Origin of the sequence: Pedobacter sp. MR2016-19 (genome assembly GCF_014947265.1) — a bacterium.
Taxonomy (GTDB): Bacteria; Bacteroidota; Bacteroidia; order Sphingobacteriales; family Sphingobacteriaceae; genus Pedobacter.
The window spans coordinates 153432-171793 of the sequence record NZ_JADCNK010000003.1 but is presented as its reverse complement, the minus strand read 5'-3'; the positions used below and the strand labels follow the sequence as shown (position 1 = coordinate 171793).

15 protein-coding genes are annotated in these 18362 nt (G+C 36.7%); 12 read left to right on the top strand and 3 right to left on the bottom strand.

What is annotated here, in order from left to right:
- The first annotated feature begins 330 nt into the window (after positions 1–330).
- The 6 genes from IM793_RS05495 (at position 331) to IM793_RS05470 (ending at position 6528) form a co-directional block, all read left to right on the top strand.
- On the top strand, positions 331–1164 hold the full coding sequence (locus tag IM793_RS05495) for a prephenate dehydratase (RefSeq protein ID WP_132401299.1): 834 nt from the start codon (positions 331–333) through the stop codon (positions 1162–1164).
- A 120-nt stretch (positions 1165–1284) separates the two neighbouring features.
- On the top strand, positions 1285–2424 hold the full coding sequence (locus IM793_RS05490; RefSeq protein ID WP_055907066.1) for a chorismate mutase: 1140 nt from the start codon (positions 1285–1287) through the stop codon (positions 2422–2424).
- A gap of 177 nt (positions 2425–2601) precedes the next feature.
- A complete protein-coding gene (aroA, locus tag IM793_RS05485; protein ID WP_193420099.1) occupies positions 2602–3870 on the top strand; it encodes a 3-phosphoshikimate 1-carboxyvinyltransferase in 1269 nt (422 codons plus the stop codon).
- 85 nt (positions 3871–3955) lie between these two features.
- Entirely contained in the window at positions 3956–5053 is a 1098-nt protein-coding gene (aroC, locus tag IM793_RS05480; RefSeq protein WP_193420098.1) for a chorismate synthase, read from the top strand.
- Positions 5054–5062: 9 nt separating this feature from the next.
- Positions 5063–5665: a DUF1684 domain-containing protein gene (locus tag IM793_RS05475; RefSeq protein ID WP_193420097.1), complete on the top strand. Its 603-nt coding sequence runs from the start codon at positions 5063–5065 to the stop codon at positions 5663–5665.
- A gap of 107 nt (positions 5666–5772) precedes the next feature.
- A complete protein-coding gene (locus IM793_RS05470; protein ID WP_193420096.1) occupies positions 5773–6528 on the top strand; it encodes a LytTR family DNA-binding domain-containing protein in 756 nt (251 codons plus the stop codon).
- Between the two features lies 1 nt (position 6529).
- Here the strand turns inward: IM793_RS05470 and IM793_RS05465 are convergent, their stop codons facing one another.
- Together IM793_RS05465 and IM793_RS05460 are read right to left on the bottom strand one after the other, a co-directional pair.
- Positions 6530–8785 carry a tetratricopeptide repeat protein gene (locus IM793_RS05465; RefSeq protein WP_193420095.1) on the bottom strand — a complete coding sequence of 752 codons (2256 nt, stop codon included), beginning with the start codon at positions 8783–8785 and terminating at the stop codon, positions 6530–6532.
- 303 nt (positions 8786–9088) lie between these two features.
- Positions 9089–11509, bottom strand: a complete 2421-nt coding sequence (locus tag IM793_RS05460; protein WP_193420094.1) for a thiamine pyrophosphate-dependent enzyme — start codon at positions 11507–11509, stop codon at positions 9089–9091.
- A 171-nt stretch (positions 11510–11680) separates the two neighbouring features.
- Between IM793_RS05460 and IM793_RS05455 the strand changes: the two genes are divergently transcribed.
- The 4 genes from IM793_RS05455 to IM793_RS05440 all read left to right on the top strand — a co-directional run bounded on the left by IM793_RS05455 (position 11681) and on the right by IM793_RS05440 (position 15421).
- Positions 11681–12073 carry a DUF1573 domain-containing protein gene (locus IM793_RS05455; protein ID WP_121286611.1) on the top strand — a complete coding sequence of 131 codons (393 nt, stop codon included), beginning with the start codon at positions 11681–11683 and terminating at the stop codon, positions 12071–12073.
- Between the two features lie 62 nt (positions 12074–12135).
- Complete coding sequence (locus tag IM793_RS05450; protein WP_193420093.1) at positions 12136–13335, top strand: pyridoxal phosphate-dependent aminotransferase; 1200 nt, start codon at positions 12136–12138, stop codon at positions 13333–13335.
- A 251-nt stretch (positions 13336–13586) separates the two neighbouring features.
- Positions 13587–13856: a hypothetical protein gene (locus IM793_RS05445; RefSeq protein ID WP_193420092.1), complete on the top strand. Its 270-nt coding sequence runs from the start codon at positions 13587–13589 to the stop codon at positions 13854–13856.
- Between the two features lie 359 nt (positions 13857–14215).
- A complete protein-coding gene (locus IM793_RS05440; RefSeq protein WP_193420091.1) occupies positions 14216–15421 on the top strand; it encodes a hypothetical protein in 1206 nt (401 codons plus the stop codon).
- On the opposite strand, the gene IM793_RS05435 is transcribed toward IM793_RS05440, so the two are convergent.
- Positions 15418–15648, bottom strand: coding sequence for a hypothetical protein (locus tag IM793_RS05435; protein ID WP_193420090.1), 231 nt, complete (start codon positions 15646–15648; stop codon positions 15418–15420). The genes IM793_RS05440 and IM793_RS05435 overlap by 4 nt on opposite strands.
- A gap of 919 nt (positions 15649–16567) precedes the next feature.
- Here IM793_RS05435 and IM793_RS05430 point away from each other — a divergent pair.
- Both IM793_RS05430 and IM793_RS05425 read left to right on the top strand, forming a co-directional pair.
- Entirely contained in the window at positions 16568–16825 is a 258-nt protein-coding gene (locus tag IM793_RS05430) for a helix-turn-helix domain-containing protein (RefSeq protein ID WP_193420089.1), read from the top strand.
- A gap of 717 nt (positions 16826–17542) precedes the next feature.
- Positions 17543–18289: a LytTR family DNA-binding domain-containing protein gene (locus IM793_RS05425; RefSeq protein WP_193420088.1), complete on the top strand. Its 747-nt coding sequence runs from the start codon at positions 17543–17545 to the stop codon at positions 18287–18289.
- The last annotated feature ends 73 nt before the right edge of the window (positions 18290–18362 follow it).

Here is an 18362-nt window from a genome sequence, read left to right as displayed (position 1 = left end):
CTCTTTATCTGTTGTTAATAATACCTTAACCATATAAAAATCCGTTTTTAAGTTGTTTCAAAAAATAAAAAGACTAATCCAGGATACAGATCATTTTAGACAAAATTAAATTTTATTAAAAATATTTTCGTTTTCCTATTGACAAATTAAATTTTGTTATTACATTTGGCTCAACAAAAAAAAGAAATGCAAATTACAAACACATATTACTTTGGTTACTTTTACTATTTTAGTAAGAGCCGGGGCTAATATGCAAAAAGATATATAACAATATTAAAATGTATAAAAAAGTCCCGGCAAACAGCCGGGACTTTTTTGTTTTAACGCAAAATGGAAACGACAAAACGAGTAGCAATTCAGGGTATTAAAGCATCTTTCCACGAAGAAGCGGCATACAAATTCTTTGGTAAAGACATTGAAACTGTTGAGTGTAATTCTTTTAAAGAAACCTGCGACAAGCTAGAGAAAAACGACGCCGATTTCGTAGTGATGGCTATCGAAAACTCTATTGCGGGTAGCTTATTACCAAACTATACCTTGATCCGCGATTACGGCTTTTCAGTTGTGGGCGAAGTTTACTTAGCTATCCAATTGCACTTAATGGCGTTACCGGGCGTAAAGTTCGAGGATATTAAAGTGGTTACCTCACACCCTATCGCCATCCGCCAGTGTATCGATTTCTTTTACGATTATCCTCACATTAAAATTGTAGAAAGCAACGATACTGCTGCCTGCGCAAAACGGATCCAGGAAGAGCAATTAACAGATACCATGGCCATTGCAAACAGCTTAGCTGCCGAACTTTACGGCTTAAATATTTTAGAACGCCGTGTAGAATCGAACAAGAAAAACTATACCCGTTTCCTGATCCTTAAGAAGGATAAAACAGACGAAGGAAAGAAAATAAACAAAGCATCAATCTGTTTTCAGGTTGGGCACAAAGCAGGCTCATTGGCAACTGTATTAAATATTTTTGCTGAACAAGAGGTAAGCTTAACAAAAATACAATCTATGCCTGTTTTAGGTAAAAGAAACGAGTATTACTTTTACGTTGATTTAGAATGGCCGAGTACCGAAAAGTATGATAAGGCCATTAGAAAGGCATTAAAATATACATCGAACTTTAATATCCTGGGAGAGTACCAGAAGAACGATAAAGTATAAACAGCTAGCAGTAAACAATTTTCAGTTGGCAATTCAATCCAACAATATAACAATTAAACAATATAAAATATAAACCGGACTTCCGATTAGGGACTCTGGACTTTAAACAAACCCGTCATCATGAAACTTAATTTAAACATTCAGCCTTTAAACACCTGGTTAAACGTAAACAACGAACCATTAATCATTTCTGGTCCTTGTAGTGCAGAAACTGAAGAACAATTATTAACCACAGCACATTTATTGGCTGCTACCGGCAAAGTATCGGTATTGAGAGCTGGTATCTGGAAACCACGTACCCGTCCGGGAGAATTCGAAGGTATCGGAAGTATCGGTTTAGAGTGGTTAAAACGTGCTAAAGCAGAAACCGGTTTGCCAACGGCTGTTGAGGTTGCCAATGCAAAACATGTTGAAGAGGCTTTAGCAGCTGGTGTAGATATCCTTTGGATTGGTGCACGTTCTACGGTAAACCCATTCACAGTTCAGGAAATTGCTGATGCTTTAAAAGGTCATGATGTTCCGGTATTAATTAAAAACCCTGTAAACCCTGATTTACAATTATGGATTGGTGCAATTGAGCGGATCAACGGCGCTGGAATTACTAAGATCGGTGCCATTCACCGCGGTTTCTCTTCATTCGAGAAAAGCTCATTCCGTAACGAACCAATGTGGGAACTTGCTATTCAGTTAAAAACACTTTGTCCTGAATTACCAATCATCAACGATCCAAGTCACATTTGCGGTAACCGTGAATTAATCCCTTACATCTCTCAAAAAGCTTTGGATTTAGACATGCAAGGTTTAATGATCGAATCTCACGTAGATCCTTCAGTTGCCTGGACAGATGCTAAACAACAAGTTACACCGGCTGCTTTAGCTGAATTGGTAGACCGTTTAACGGTACGTGAACCAGAAGCACCAAACGAAGCTTTCGCTGATAAATTAGCCGACTTACGTAAATCAATCGATAAAATTGATGATATTTTATTACAGAAATTAGGCGAACGTATGGCCATCGTTGAGAAAATCGGCGAGTTTAAACGTGATAACCAGGTAACTATTTTACAGGTGAACCGTTGGGATGCCATCATTAAAAAAGGTCACGCTTTTGCAAAAGCCTTAAAATTAGACCTGAACTTTACTGAGAAATTCTTAGAATTGATGCACGGTGAATCGATCCGTAAACAAACTGAAATTATGAATGCTGGTAAAGCCGAAAAAGGCATTGCGGCTGAGCAACATACTGAGGTTAAAGCGTAGTTGAGGTAAAAACTGAAAGACTAAAGCTTAAAGCTAAGTTTAACAGTGGTGTCATCCTGAGCCTGTCGAAGGACTTATGATAGTTTTCGACTAACTCAATGTGATATAAAAACAAATATAATGTGGTGTCAGGTGTTTCCATCTGACACTTACATTTAAGAATAAAAACAGAATAAAATGTCGAAAAACGCCTTAGTTTCTTTTAAAGGAACCAAGAATATCAATACGGAAATCCAATTAACAGGCTCTAAAAGCGAATGCAACAGAGCTTTGATTATTAGCGCTTTAAGCAAGAAACTGATTAAAGTTGAAAACCTTTCCAATGCTGCCGATACTGTAACGTTAAATGGAATTCTGAATAATCTGGAAGAAGAATTAGAAGTTGAAATTGAGGAATCAAAAACGGTAGATGTTGGTCCTGCCGGAACTGCCATGCGCTTTTTATCAGCTTATCTTTCTGCTAAAAATGGGAATTTCCTTTTAACAGGAACCGAAAGAATGAAGCAACGTCCGATCGGGATTTTGGCTGAGGCATTGAGAACGATCGGAGCTGATATTTCGTATGCAGAATCAGATGGTTTTCCACCATTAAATATTACAGGCCCTTTAAATCAAAAAACTGCTGAAGTTAAAATAAAAGGCGATATCAGCAGTCAGTATATTTCGGCCTTGCTGATGATTGCCCCTATCCTGCCTCAGGGTTTAACGTTAGAAATCGAAGGCGAACTTACTTCTAAACCATATGTAGATATGACTTTAGATATGTTGGCTGAAGTTGGCATTGAACATAGCTGGAACGAAAATTCAATTACCATTAAACCACAGGTTTTTAAACCTGGTACTTTGGTTGTTGAGCCAGACTGGAGCGCGGCATCGTATTGGTATAGCATTGCAGCTTTAGCAGACGAAGCAGAAATTAGTTTACCTGCATTAAAAGAGAAAAGTTTGCAGGGTGATAGCCAGATCAAAAATATCATGAAGATATTTGGCATCGCTACCAGCAAAACTGATAACGGAATTACCATTAACAACTTAGGCCTTTCTTTAGATACAAAAGAGGTCTTAGACTTAAAAAGCTGTCCTGATTTAGCACAAACTATTGTAGTTATTGCGGCTGCCTTGGGCAAAAATATGTCATTTACTGGCTTAGAAACCTTAAAAATAAAAGAAACTGACCGTATTGCGGCCCTTCAGAATGAATTGGCTAAAATGGGCGTTACTTTTACAGAAGATAATCTGGTTTATACTTTAAATACAGACAACCTTCATTTTCCTGATAAGGTTACTTTTGCAACCTACGAGGACCACCGTATGGCAATGGCATTTGCACCACTTGCATTATTGATCAACGAAGTTGAAATTGAAGAAATGCAGGTAGTAGAAAAATCTTATCCTTATTATTGGGAAGATTTGAAAAAAGCGGGATTTGATGTTAGCATAAAGTAAGTACCAAGTATTAAGAACCAAGTATCGAGATTGGATGTGAAAATCCATTCAATAATTTAATCAATCTATAATTCAATCAAAAATAATGGCAGGCAACTCATTCGGACAACTATTTCGCATAACCACTTTTGGAGAATCTCATGGCGTAGCCATCGGGGTAATTATTGATGGCTGTCCGGCGCAATTGGATATCGATATGGATTTTATCCAATCAGAACTTGACAAACGTAAACCTGGTCAATCCAAAATCACCACGCAAAGAAAAGAAAGTGATACGGTTCAGGTTTTGTCGGGTGTATTTGAAGGAAAAAGTACCGGAACACCAATTGCCTTGCTGATTCCAAACGAAGATCAACGCTCAAAAGACTATGGCCACAATGTTGATGTTTACCGTCCCAGCCACGCTGACTATGTTTATGATGCGAAATATGGTATCCGCGATCACCGTGGCGGAGGCCGTTCTTCTGCGCGCGAAACTGCTGCCCGTGTAGCAGCCGGAGCAATTGCCAAACTGTTTTTAAAGCAACAGGGCATTGAAATTTTCGCACACGTAACTTCAGTAGGAACAATAGAAGCTCCTAATTTGGAAGGCAATGATCTATCAGCTTTATTGCAAATTAGAGAAGAAAATATTGTGCGCTGCGCTGATCCGGCAACGGCAAACGAAATGATTGAGTTTATCGATTCGGTTAGAAAAGATGGCGACACCGTTGGCGGAAAAATAGGCTGTATAATAAAAGGCTGCCCTGCGGGTTTAGGTGAACCAGTTTTTGATAAATTGCATGCCGATTTAGGGAAAGCTATGCTCAGCATTAATGCTGTTCATGGTTTTGAATATGGCTCTGGCTTTGCCGGAAGTGAATTAAGAGGATCTCAGCACAATGACATCCCTCAGCCAAAAGTTGCTGATTCGAAAGTTTTTAAAACAACGACCAATTATGCCGGTGGCATTTTGGGCGGCATCTCTAACGGGATGGATATTACCTTCAAAGTAGCTTTTAAGCCTGTTGCAACCATTATGCATAACCAACAAACCATAAATGCAGCTGGCGAAGCTTCGGAGATTAAAGGGAAAGGCCGGCATGACCCTTGTGTGGTACCCAGGGCAGTAGTAATTGTTGAGGCAATGGCTGCACTCGTTTTAGCCGATCAGTTTTTAAGAAACAAAGTAAGTATTATTTAATTTTCGCAAATGAGAACCATCACCTTCTTATTGCTATTGATCAGTATGAATAGCTTTGCGCAAAGTTATGCTGAACAGATTGCCAAACATCGTGAGATCTATAAACAGGATTTCATTAAAGACGAACGGTCGCCGCTCAGGAAAAACGACCTGCAAAACCTTCATTTTTATGAGGCAGATAGTACTTACAAAATCTTAGCGGATGTAGAAACACTGAAGAATGAAAAAGTTTTCAAAATGTCTACTTTCGATGGCTCCAGCAGCGATTATTATAAATATGCACATGTAAACTTTGTTCTTAATAGCAAAAAAATCCAAATGACTTTATATAAAAGTGTTTCTTTATCGACCAACCCAGTTTATAAAGATCACCTTTTTCTGCCCTTTACTGATAAAACCAACAATAAGGAAACTTATGGCGGTGGCAGATACATTGATCTGGATGCAAAAGAAATCGTAGATAACCACATTGAAATCGATTTTAATAAAGCCTACAATCCTTACTGTGCTTATAGTGACGGATACCGTTGTCCTGTGCCGCCAGAAGACAACAACCTGCAATTGGCTGTAAAAGCTGGCGAAAAACTATATACTGGTGAAAAGAAACACTAGAAATAAAAGTTAATGTTACGTTTATCTGCAAAATGATTCCTGGATTGTATTATAATCCGCTTTTTAACGTAAATTACGGACATTAAGTAAAAATAACCCATTCCTAAATGACGTACAGCTGTTTAATTGTTGATGATAATGAAATTGAAAGAGATGCCATAGAAATGCATCTAAAAAAAATCCCGTCATTAAATATTATCGCTGTGTGTAGTAATGGTATAGAAGCTTCGCAAATTTTATCAACCGTTTCTGTGGATATTGTTTATTCTGATATTGATATGCCAGAGCTTTCCGGTATGGATTTATTAAAGAGTATTAAAAAACAACCGTTATTTATATTTATTACTTCATTTAGTGAGTACGCGGCAGAAAGTTTTAATCTGGATGCATTGGATTTTATTGTAAAGCCCGCAACGTTCGAACGTATATTAAAAGCCACCAACAAAGCGATCGAGTATATTGAGTTAAGGAAACAAGTAAATAAACTTCCTTTCGAAAACTTAAACAACGAAGATAAAAAAGACGACGATTATTTCTTTTTTAGAGAGACTAAAGGCATAACCAAGCTTAAATATAATGATGTAATTTATATTGAAAGTATGGGTGATTTTTCAAAGCTGTTTACCAGTATCGATAAACATGTTATTTTAGTAAGCCTAAAAAATCTGGAAAAACAACTCCCTTCGAAAATTTTCTCAAGGGTACACAAACAATACATCATTAATATAAACCACATCGTAACCTTAACCAATCATGAGGTTCATTTAGATCATAACTTTTTGGTTCCAATAAGTGCTTCTAACAGGCAGGAATTATTAGAAAGATCAATTGACAAGAAAATTCTGTCGAGATTTTTAAAATAAGTTATTTTTTCATGATTATTTTAAAATAACTTCCACCTGTAGGATTAATATCAGCGCTAATTTTACCATCCATCAAGCTAATAAAGGTTCTGCAGAGCAATAAACCTAAACCTGTACCTTTTTCTTTATTGGTACCTGATGTACTCACACCCGCACCTAGATAGCCTGGCATATTAAAATGCTCTACCTGTACAGGTGTTAAACCGATCCCTGTATCTGAAATTTTAATCTCCAGCACATTTCCGTTATGATCAGCATAAGTTGTAATTTTACCACCGTTTGGCGTAAATTTTATGGCATTACTGATGATGTTTCGAATAACCAGCGTTAACATATTCGAATCTGCTTTGCAAAACGTTTTGGCTGGCACAAAATTCTGAATAGCCAGGCTTTTTTCGTTGGCATTATCCTGCAATGAAAGAATAACTTCGTCAATCAGCTCATGAATATCTAGCGATTCTAAATACGGGTTAAACCCCTGCATCTGGCTGGCCGCCCAATTAAGGAGATTCTCCATCATTGTAGAGGTATAGGTGAGGTTGTTTTTTAGTGCCGCAGCATATCTGTTTAATTTCTCTTGCTCAATATCCCCTCCTTCTAACAACTGCATAAAGGAAATTAATGAATTTACTGGGGTACGCATATCGTGACTTACCACACTAAAAATACGGTCTTTAACCTTACTTAACTGCTCTAACTCCCGTTTTTGGGTATTGATAATGATATTCAGCCTCATTGTTTTCCGCTGATTAAAAAATATAACAACAGCAATAATGAGAATCAGTATGGTAGCTATGATGAGGAATAATCTTAAACGTTCATCAAATTTAATCTGTTGTACCTGTTTACTAATCTGCTTATCTTTTATCCCGGCGGCTAACTTTGCCTCAAACTTAGCATTAGCAAATTTACTATCCTGAGCCAAACGCTGAATGTTGAGATCTGCTTTTGCCTTTTGAAAAGTTAGGAGATCCAATGCTTTTTCTTTATCACTCAACACTAATTGTTGCCTTTTCAGTTCAAGTTCTTGTTGTTGTCTTTTTAACTCGCCATCTGTAAGTTTTTGCTTCAATAAATAATCGCGTTCTTTAACACCAAAATCGAGCTGCATCTGCCTTCTGGTAATTTCCTTTTCCTTTTCCTGATCGAAAATCTTATCCCTAACTGCAATGTACTGCCTGTAGTAGGCTAATGATTTGTTATAATCCTTTTGTTTTTCATATACCGTACTCAATCCCAAATTAGATTGTTTTTCTATATCTAATAATCTGTTTTCTTCGGCAATTTTTAAACTATTATTGAGTAATAGGATGGCATTTTCAAAATCATTTTCCTTTTGGTAAAAGTTCCCCAATGCATATAAACTTGCGGCATAAGCTTCTTTATCTTCTCCCGACTTATTTAACTCAATTGATTTTTGATACGACTTTAACGCTGCGTCCTTTTGTCCTATTGAACTATATAAGTCAGCAAGTTCTCGTTTAACAGTGGCTATTAAACCTATATCTCCAATGGCTTCTGATACCCGCAACGATTTATTGTAATACGCTAAAGCCAGTTTGATTTTCTGGTTAGGCAATACATTCATCTCCCTTAATTCGCGATCTGAGGCCTCAAAATAATTGGTACCAATCAAACCATAAACAACCGCTACGCCTCTTGTATTTTCGCCCGCTTTAGCAAATACTTTTAGTGCCATGTTCATATAAACCAAGGCCTGACTCTGATTACCCAAACTTTGGTAAATAGTAGAAATATTGGTGTAACAACTTGCCATGTCGCCTTCGTTGCCCATTTTTTCGAAGATCGCTATGGCCTTTTGGTTAACTTCTAACGATTTTGCATAATCAGGAATGCTGCCATATAAAGCCCCTAAATTGAGGTAAGTTCCGGCAACCATATCTAAGTTACCTACTGAGGAAAATTCGGCGACTGCATTGTGATAATTCTCTTCTGCCTTTTGATAATTAGACCTACCATGATACATTGTACCTCTACGGTAATAAGCCATTGCAGAGAATTTTTTTAGATTTCTCTCATGTGAAAGCTGAATGGTTTTATCAATATACTCTTCCGCTTTATCTACACTTTTCATCCTCATGTATTGGCGGTAAACTTCCGTCAATATTTTGATTTTGGTGGAATCTGTTCTTAGATTCTTTTGATTTAAACTTAAAAGGCTATCCAGTTTTTTCTGCGGGGCACTCATCTGACCAAAACCTGCCGTACATAAAAACAAAAAAAGTAGGAGCAGCATACTTTTTTTCAAAAAACATACTTTGCTAACAAACTGAGCATGTACAAGATGGAGATTCATTTTCAGATCAAACTAATAATTTGTTTTATCGGAAAATAGCACAAAAAATCTCGAAAATTACAGCATTTCATGTTCGTGATGAGATAAAACATTCTGAAATAGGGATAGGCTATAAAAGTAAATAAAAAAGTGGTCAAAAGACACCCATTTTGTTACCTTTTGATAAAAATCACAATCATTCAAGCATAAAAAGATAATAAACAGACTTTTAACCCTTTAAATTTATACCTAACCATCAGTTTATTAAAAAATTGAAGGATATTTAGTTGGATTTGCATCGTGCATCATCTGATAGATGGTTTCAATAACATCATCAACTGATGGTTTACTGAAATAATCACCGTCTGATCCAAATGGTGGACGATGTGCTTTGGCTGATAATGTTTTTGGCTGGCCATCTAAATGGAAATAACCTTTTTGTTCTTCCAGAACCTTTTGCAGGATATATGCAGATGCACCTCCCGGAACATCCTCATCTACTACCAATAATTTATTGGTTTTGGCAAGCGAGTTTACACAAACCTGGGTGGTATCGAAAGGCAAAAGCGTTTGTGGATCAATAATTTCAACCGAAATGCCTAGTAAGCCTAATTCTTCTGCTGCTTCCTGAACAATTCTTAATGAAGATCCGTAAGAGATTACGGTAATATCGGTTCCTTCTTCTAAAACCTCTGCTTTACCTAACGGAACAGTAAAATTACCTACATTACCTGGTAGTTTTTCTTTAAGCCGGTAACCGTTTAAACACTCAATTACTACTGCAGGTTCGTCAGCCCTGAAAAGGGTATTGTACATGCCGGCAGCTTGCGTCATATTTCTTGGTACGCATAAATGCATCCCTCTTAAAGCGCCTAAAATCATGCTGATTGGCGAGCCCGAATGCCAGATTCCTTCCAGCCGATGACCGCGGGTACGTACAATAACAGGTGCTTTTTGAATTCCTTTGGTACGGTAAGAAAGCGATGCTAAATCGTCGCTAAGTACATTTAATGCAAAAATTAAATAATCAAGATATTGTATTTCGGCAATCGGTTTTAGGCCCCTCATGGCTAAGCCAATACCCTGCCCCATAATGGTCATTTCTCTAATTCCGGTATCGGTGATTCGCAATTCGCCATATTTAGCCTGCAAACCTGCAAAACCTTGATTTACATCACCAATATTTCCCAGATCTTCTCCAAAAGCAACCAAACGTGGATCGCGGGCAAAGTTTTCGTTAAAGCAGGCATTAAGCACTTCCCTACCGTCAACCATTTTCGATTGCTCATTATAAACAGCATCAACCACTGCGATCATATCCGGGCTTTCTTTGCCATTGGTATGCAGTTTAGAATTGTATCTGTCGTGATTAAACTTGGCTTGTTGCTTGTACCAGGCTAAAAGTTCATTGCGTTCAGGGGAGTTAAAACTAGCCGATAAACGTATAGCTTTTCGTACAGCAGTAAAAACTTCCCGACGTTGTGCATCAGCAGTTGAGGCCAGATTTGCAGCAATTTTAGCCAGTTCAGGCTGATGTTTAGCCATACCGCTAATTAAATCAACAACTTGTTTTTGTTCTGGTTTAATACTATCCAAAAACTCATTCCAGGCTTCCTTTTGTGCATTACGTACAAAAACCTTTGCATTCTTTTCAACCTCTGCAATTTCCTCTTCGGTTGCTACCGCCGATTCGAGCATCCAGGCTCGCATTTTCTGAATACAATCGTATTCTGTTTCCCAGGATAACCGGTCTTTTGATTTGTACCTTTCATGCGAACCAGAGGTAGAATGCCCCTGAGGCTGAGTAAGTTCGGTAACGTGAATTAAAACAGGTACATGTTCCTCTCTGCAAACATTTATTGCTTTTTCATATACCTCGCATAAAGCCGGATAATCCCAGCCTTTCACCTTATAAATTTCATAACCTGGTTGATCAGCATTACGCTGAAAACCTTTTAAAACTTCAGATATATCTTCTTTGGTAGTCTGATATTTTGCCGGAACTGAGATACCATAGGCATCATCCCAAATAGAAACGGCCATCGGTATCTGTAAAACACCCGCCGCATTAATGGCTTCGAAAAACACTCCCTCCGAAGTTGATGCATTACCAATAGTACCAAAAGCAACTTCATTTCCGCTTACAGAAAAGTGTTTTAAGTAATCGAGTTCTTTATTTTGTCTAAATAATTTAGAAGCATAAGCTAAACCTACCAAACGGGCCATTTGGCCTCCGGTTGGAGAAATATCAGATGAGCAGTTTTTAATCTGCGTTAAATCGTTCCAGCTACCATCTTCATTAATAGATTTTGTTGCAAAATGACAATTCATTTGTCTTCCCCCCGAAAACGGATCAGCACCGTCGGTTGGATTGGCATAAAGCTGTGCGAAAAATTCTTTGATGGTAGAGATACCGGTTGCAAAGGCAAAAGTTTGGTCGCGGTAATAACCTGAGCGCCAATCGCCGTTTTTAAAGGCTCTCGCCATAGCCAACTGCGGAACTTCTTTACCATCGCCAAAAATGCCAAATTTAGCCTTCCCTGTTAATACTTCTCTACGGCCTAAAACACTGGCCTGCCTACTTTCAAAGGCTATTTTATAGTCATTTATAACGATCGATTTAAAATCGTTAAAACTGAGTTCTGAAGCATCAATAGCGTTGGTCATCAATTTTTCATTCGGCATAGTAATCAAAGATTGGTTACGGCAAATATAGACAAAATTAAAAGTTTGCCTTTATCCTCTATTGTAAAATTATATATCGATTAGTAAAATATATTTGGAATAGTTTTTGTTTTAATAGGAAAACATTAAATTTGTTTTAGAATTTTAAAAAATAAATTATAGCCACATAACATGAAAAAGATCTTAGTATTATTCGCTTTTGTTTTAGGTTTTGGTGTTGCAGTAAATGCACAAACCAAGCCTGCAGAGTTTAAATTTGAATCGGAAACTCACGATTTCGGTAAAATTGTTTTGAACAAACCAGTAACTTACGATTTTAAATATACCAACGTTGGCGAAGCGCCTTTAATTATCACCAAAGCTGAAGCCAGCTGTGGATGTACAGTACCTAAATACACTTCTACCCCATTAAAAAAAGGTGAAACCGGTGTGATCTCGGTAACGTTTAACGCTGCTGCCGGTCCTTCTACTTTTTCGAAAGCCGTAACCATTACTTCAAATGCTAAAACACCAATTAAAGTGCTTTACATCAAAGGTGAAACAGTTGCCGCAAGTTCAAAATAATTTTTTAAACGATAATATTTAAAAAGTCCCGATTTTCATCGGGACTTTTTTATTTTTGTGCCATGCCAAAAATTTCACAAAAGGGTGTGCAGATGCCTGCATCACCAATCAGAAAGTTAACTCCATTTGCAGATCAAGCTAAAAAAGATGGTAAAAAAGTTTTCCATTTAAATATTGGTCAGCCAGATATAGAAACACCTGAAGGAATGTTAAACGCCATCAAAAACATTGATTTTAATGTTTGGGCCTATACTCCATCAGAAGGTACACTTGCATACCGTTTAAAACTTACCGAATATTACAATAAACTGGGATACAATATTACTCCCGAAAATATACTGGTAACAGTTGGCGGCTCTGAAGCCATCACCATTGCCATGCAAACCTGCGTAAACGAGGGTGATGAAATTATTATCCCAGAACCTTTTTATGCCAATTACAATGGCTTTGCCTGTATGAGCAACGTGGTCGTAAAACCAATCCTTTCTTACATTGAAAATGGTTTTGCATTACCACCGATTGCCGAATTTGAAAAATTGATCACTGAAAAGACCAAAGCGATTATTATCTGTAACCCTAATAACCCAACTGGTTATTTATATTCAAGGGCAGAATTAGAGGCTTTAAAAACACTTTGTGTTAAATACGATCTATTTTTATTCTCTGATGAAGCTTATCGCGAATTTTGTTACGATGGAAGGGAATTTATCTCGCCCATGCATTTAGATGGTTTAGATGAAAACGTGGTCATTATGGATACGGTATCTAAACGTTACAGTGCTTGTGGCGCACGTTTAGGCTGTTTAATTACCAAAAACAAAGAAGTTATTTCATCAGGATTAAAATTTGCGCAGGCAAGATTAAGTCCGGGCATGGTTGAACAGATTGCTGGTGCAGCAGCAGTAGATACGCCAGATAGTTATTTTGAAAAAGTAAATACCGAATATACTTTACGCCGTGATACTTTGGTTGGTCGGTTAAATAATATTGAAGGTGTTTTCTGTCCAAATCCGGGCGGAGCATTTTACGTAGTGGCAAAATTTCCTATTGATGATGCTGATAAATTTTGTCAGTGGATTTTAGAAGATTTCAGTCATAATGACCAAACGGTAATGATGGCCCCTGCAACGGGCTTCTACTCTACCCCTGGTTCTGGTAAAAACGAAGTTCGTATGGCATACGTATTAAATACCGATGATTTAAATGCAGCTATGGATTGTCTGGAAGTAGCATTGAAACAATATCCGGGAAGAGTAGGTTAATTGTATAAATTATTTAAACCGATTAATTGTCGAGTACAGGTTCGATTTAAACAATTAATCGGTTTAAACATTTAAGAATACAGTTAATGTTGTATATTCTATGTAATTGATACGCAATAAGCCTAAATAATAGCAAAAGCAGAATGAAAAGAGTTTTATTCCGGCTATTCACTCACTTCTCTGCATTGGAGTTAATCTGATAACTACTCCATTTAGCAAAACAATAAGCGGTCTGCAGTGGTTTTGAGATCATGACAGCATTTAATATTGAAATAGAACATAATGATCAAGCGATCACCCTAACCATTACCCCAAAAGCTGATTATTTTAAGATTGTTTATTTAGGAGATCTTTTAGGAGCAATAAAAAAACAGGAATCTGACTGGATCTTACTAAAAGCAGAAGAGATCGAGCCTGGGGAACTAGTACCATCTAAATTGACAGAAAAAGGTCATCATCTCTCTCTAGCTGTGGCCGAGATCAACCAGATCTCAGGCGCAATTGAAAACCACTTAAAATAGTTAGAACAACATAGAATTAAATGCACTCAAAAAAATGAGTTATTGACATCTATCTTCTACTATTCCATTCTTTATTTCCTAAATACCCTTTTAACAGCGTTGGTATTTTAGCACAAATTCACATTGCCTTTTTGCTTTCATCAATCTTACGGCATGGGTAACATTTTCCTTTGCAAATAATATTTGTCTTCATGTGGATGATCGTCGATATCCAGATTAATGATTTATTAATTCGCCCCACTGCATCTATATGAATATCATTGAATAGCCTAGCTGACTAAAATCAATGACATACTAGTACCTGTCAAACCTTGCTAAAATCAAGTTTCACCACGTTAACGCCTCGTTTTACCACGTTAATGCAAAAAGGAAAAATTAAAAACCTAGAATTAAGTAATTGGCTACCAGGCAAAATGATGTACGAACTTATCAGCTTCAGGGAAATAATTTTAGATGCCATTAAAGTGGGAGCAGCATATCAATGCGCAAGTAAGGAACTTGAAAATGAAATTTTAAAGGAAAGTAAACGAATAATTAGTTCCATTCAGCATAATGTAACACAAATAGCGCCTGATAGATCAAAGGCCTATATCAGACAACATCAACGCGGGTTAATACAATTAATGGATGAGTTAGCAGCCATGGTGGATGAGGATAACCTTAACGCCTGTCAAAAAAACAAAAATGAGGGAATTAGTAGCTTAGTAAATCTACTTAACAAAATGGTTTTGGATCTTCAGCAGTATTTGCCCTATTATTTTGACTATGATTGCGCTGTTTCCATAACTACCCAAAAACAACTGTTAGTAAATATTGCAGAAAATTCCAGCAAGATCCTGAAAAACCTTGAAGAACTGCATGCCGATAATGAAACCATCATCTTTTTTAAGTATATCTTTGAACACCTCAATAGCGGGCCAAGCCGTTTCACTTTTGAACAGGTTATATATTTACATGATTTTTTTGAGTCGCTTGAAATAGCATTGAATAAATTCGTACCTTCTTTAGCGATGCCAGGGATTATTCTACTGCTCGTCTCCTTAAATTTTAATCATCCATATTTTTATCATTCCTGCTGCAGCCATTTTAATCAAGAACTTCAAAAATGCGAAAGCATTAGCGAGCAATATAGATTAATTCATTTCTTTAAAAAGCTCATTGTGCAGGTTTTTAAAACCATAAGCATACCATATAATAGAAATTTGTCCAATATTGACGAATCATTACTAAGGTATATTGAAAGTGAAATCAGCTACCTCAAATCAATAGACACCATAGCTGAAGACCTGAGTGGCGGAGGCATTTTAGATAGCAATTTTAAAGTAACCTTTACGGTAAGACAACTTGCAATATTCATCCACCTACAGGTTGAGGCCGGCATCATCAAAACACAGAGCCCCAAGTCACTTCATCAATACATTACGAAACATTATAGTACTGTAGAACAAGATACTATATCAGAAAAAAGCTTTAAAAATGCTTACTATGGGAATATTGGAAAGGATGTTGAAAAAGTGATCGATAAGATTGTCGCCATGCTGGCCATTGCCCAAGAAAAATGCTAACCAAGAAGATTTAACAAATCTTTCCTGCGTAAAAAATCAACAAATTCAAAGTACCAGTGCTCTGAATAGTCATCCAGTTCATGTAATTCCTTTTGCTGGGTTCCAAGAATATCCTGAAGTGTAAAAAAACCCATTAGTTTACTTCTAAGCTTAAAATTCTCGGATAGTGGAAGTTCTGCGATTGGCAGATTGAGGAGAAAGTGATTTGACTGGGAAAAACTGTCCATAAAAAGCGTGGGTTAACCCGATATCCGCTTTAGAGGCACCGCAAAATGCCCAGACACAAGATAAACAGGCACCCACGCGTAGCGTAGGCAACCATCTATTTTTTCCTGTGTCTTTTGAAGTTTTGCGGTTTTCTAAAACAGTAAAATAGCTATTGCTACAATATCAAATATGTAATTAATTTTTATTTCATGGCTCAAATATAACAGATCTGAAGCTTTTATTCCCCGAAAACAAAAAAATAAAGGGTTTGCAAGGGATTGCACCATCAGCAACTTGACAAACTTATAAATATGCATTTCTTTGGCCTTAAAAACAGATTATGTAAAAAAACAGTACCTCTCCAAATTATCGTCATATCAAAAACTTTCGGTCGGTTTCAGGGCTTAATTTATTGTTGAAAAATTTCTCTTACAGTTGGGAGCCTTGCCTTTTTGTTACCTGGCCAAAGGCAATACAAAACAACTTAACAGGAACTGGTATAGGGATACTTGAAAATGATAAACAATTAAAATAACATATTGGGGCACACTCACCTCGCGAAGTACTAACCTGTTAATCCAATTTATTTCTTATTTGCTCATAATCGTATGAGTCTTGGTGAAGATAGGAAAAGTGGGCTTCCCAAACCATAACCTCATAATGTTTCTCACGCCTTACGTTGAAATGGAATTACAGCAGAAGCCCACTCTTATTTTAGAAAGCTAAAGATAGCAATTCCAATATAAGAAATGGGATAAAATCTGCTGTCCTGCTCCAACGGCATGAGATTTGAGGTTGCAAGACTCTTAATTTTACCTTTTACTTGTATTATTTTTTATTATGTAAATATAAATAAAAAAACTTGATGTCAAGTAATTGCATGACGATTTTAAATAAAATATAAAAGACATTGCTGATTATATTTTTATTAGTAATGAAATGATTAGTGAGAAAGAAAAAATAGTTCTGAAAAGATTCGGTCAGCATTTAAAATCTTTAAAAAAGAAACAGAAACTTTCTTATCGTGAATTTTACAAAAGAAGTGGGGTTAATACAGGAGATATTATTAAATATGAAAATGGAGAAACCAGTCCAAGCTTCATTACAATAATGAGATTGGCTATAGGTTTAAAAATCCATCCAACAGCACTTCTTGATTTTGATTTTGGAATAGACTTTAGCGCCGGGCTGGAATAGCACAAAATTCATGATATAGTGTCAAATCTGGAACCAGGAGTAACTGAAGGAAGCAGCCTGTCTGTATATGTGAATATAACAGATTGGAAAACAGCGGACAATAAAGATGCTCATAGGTGCCGGAAAGGGCGCGTCATTATAGAAGACCGTTTTAAAGACAATCTTCGGTATGATTCTCTGAAAGAAAATATACTACCATCGATCGGCAACTATCAAATCTGGTGGCTTTCATCAGACTAAATGTTTTTTGTTTAAATAAGCCTCCAAAAATGGCTCAATAAACCATTCGATGAACCACCAGGAGTCGAACCTAATCTTTTTATGCAAGGGATTCTATTCTAAATAATCACAGAAACAATCGTCATTTCTAATTGAAATGATCCTTAACAAAACAAACACCTTTAGGATTAAAATTTTATAACAAGACAAGATAGGGGTGTTGCCCGATTTCCTTGTCTTTTTCCCTCTCTCCCCATCATATAGCCCAACGAATCTTTTATGGCTGATTATATTCCGGCAGTAATGCTTAAGGTCATTTTCACAAAAAAACCTATTTAAGATCAGGAAATGTTATTGATTTATTTAATATCTCCATATGAAAACATCCCTGAACAATTGATTCATATTAAGATTTTTTAGTATCAAATTCTTAATCTCACAATTACTCCATTTAAGAATAATTTATTAAATTGCCTTTATCTACTTAAATCTATCTTAATGAAAAATCCTATCTCATGTATCATCATTGATGATGATCCTACCGCAATTAATATTTTGCAAGACCATATAGCAGAAATGCCAAGGTTAAAAGTACATCGGATCTTTACAAAACCAATAGAAGCCTTAAGCGAAATCAGTACTGAAAGCAATAAACAGCTAATCTTTTTGGATATTGACATGCCAGCAATGTCTGGCCTGCGACTCGCTGATAATCTAAAGCATAAATCACATAACATTATTTTTACTACATCCTATCCAGAATTTGCATTGGATGCTTTTAAGGTTAGGGCAAAACATTACCTGTTAAAACCTTTCAACATGGGAGATTTTGCAGAAGTAGTTAACGAGGTACTTTCAGAGTGTTATGATACACAGCGCCTTATACAAGAAAATGAAGAAGCATTTTTCTTACGCACAAATGGCGAACGCGGCAAACTTACCAAAGTACTCAAAAAAGACATCATCTATCTCCAGGGCTCAAATAACCATGTACACATTTATACACCAACAAATGATTATTCAGTATACATGACCATAAAGGAGATGGAGGAAAAGCTTCGGGAAAATGAGCACTTCTACCGCGTTCACAAATCATACATGATTAACACCAACTTTGTAAAGGAAATTAATGGGCACAAAATCGACCTTGGAAAGTACGAAGTACTCATGACTCCACAGTACAAAGAGGCATTTATGGACTATATCGAAAACCAAACCCTTGTCTCAAAACGTTTAAGGGATTGACATTTGCAAATTTGATTGAGTTGTAAATGTTGTAATCGCTGTAATTGTACTAGTTGTTGGATCACTCTTTTGA

Excerpts from the sequence above, each read along its gene's own strand:
- IM793_RS05450 (WP_193420093.1), top strand. The coding sequence starts at position 12,136 with ATGCCAAAAATTTCACAAAAGGGTGTGCAGATGCCTGCATCACCAATC.
- aroA (WP_193420099.1), top strand. The coding sequence starts at position 2,602 with ATGTCGAAAAACGCCTTAGTTTCTTTTAAAGGAACCAAGAATATCAAT.
- IM793_RS05435 (WP_193420090.1), bottom strand. The coding sequence starts at position 15,648 with ATGGACAGTTTTTCCCAGTCAAATCACTTTCTCCTCAATCTGCCAATC.
- aroC (WP_193420098.1), top strand. The coding sequence starts at position 3,956 with ATGGCAGGCAACTCATTCGGACAACTATTTCGCATAACCACTTTTGGA.
- IM793_RS05440 (WP_193420091.1), top strand. The coding sequence starts at position 14,216 with ATGCAAAAAGGAAAAATTAAAAACCTAGAATTAAGTAATTGGCTACCA.
- IM793_RS05460 (WP_193420094.1), bottom strand. The coding sequence starts at position 11,509 with ATGCCGAATGAAAAATTGATGACCAACGCTATTGATGCTTCAGAACTC.
- IM793_RS05425 (WP_193420088.1), top strand. The coding sequence starts at position 17,543 with ATGAAAAATCCTATCTCATGTATCATCATTGATGATGATCCTACCGCA.
- IM793_RS05490 (WP_055907066.1), top strand. The coding sequence starts at position 1,285 with ATGAAACTTAATTTAAACATTCAGCCTTTAAACACCTGGTTAAACGTA.
- IM793_RS05455 (WP_121286611.1), top strand. The coding sequence starts at position 11,681 with ATGAAAAAGATCTTAGTATTATTCGCTTTTGTTTTAGGTTTTGGTGTT.
- IM793_RS05430 (WP_193420089.1), top strand. The coding sequence starts at position 16,568 with ATGATTAGTGAGAAAGAAAAAATAGTTCTGAAAAGATTCGGTCAGCAT.
- IM793_RS05445 (WP_193420092.1), top strand. The coding sequence starts at position 13,587 with ATGACAGCATTTAATATTGAAATAGAACATAATGATCAAGCGATCACC.
- IM793_RS05475 (WP_193420097.1), top strand. The coding sequence starts at position 5,063 with ATGAGAACCATCACCTTCTTATTGCTATTGATCAGTATGAATAGCTTT.
- IM793_RS05495 (WP_132401299.1), top strand. The coding sequence starts at position 331 with ATGGAAACGACAAAACGAGTAGCAATTCAGGGTATTAAAGCATCTTTC.
- IM793_RS05470 (WP_193420096.1), top strand. The coding sequence starts at position 5,773 with ATGACGTACAGCTGTTTAATTGTTGATGATAATGAAATTGAAAGAGAT.
- IM793_RS05465 (WP_193420095.1), bottom strand. The coding sequence starts at position 8,785 with ATGCTGCTCCTACTTTTTTTGTTTTTATGTACGGCAGGTTTTGGTCAG.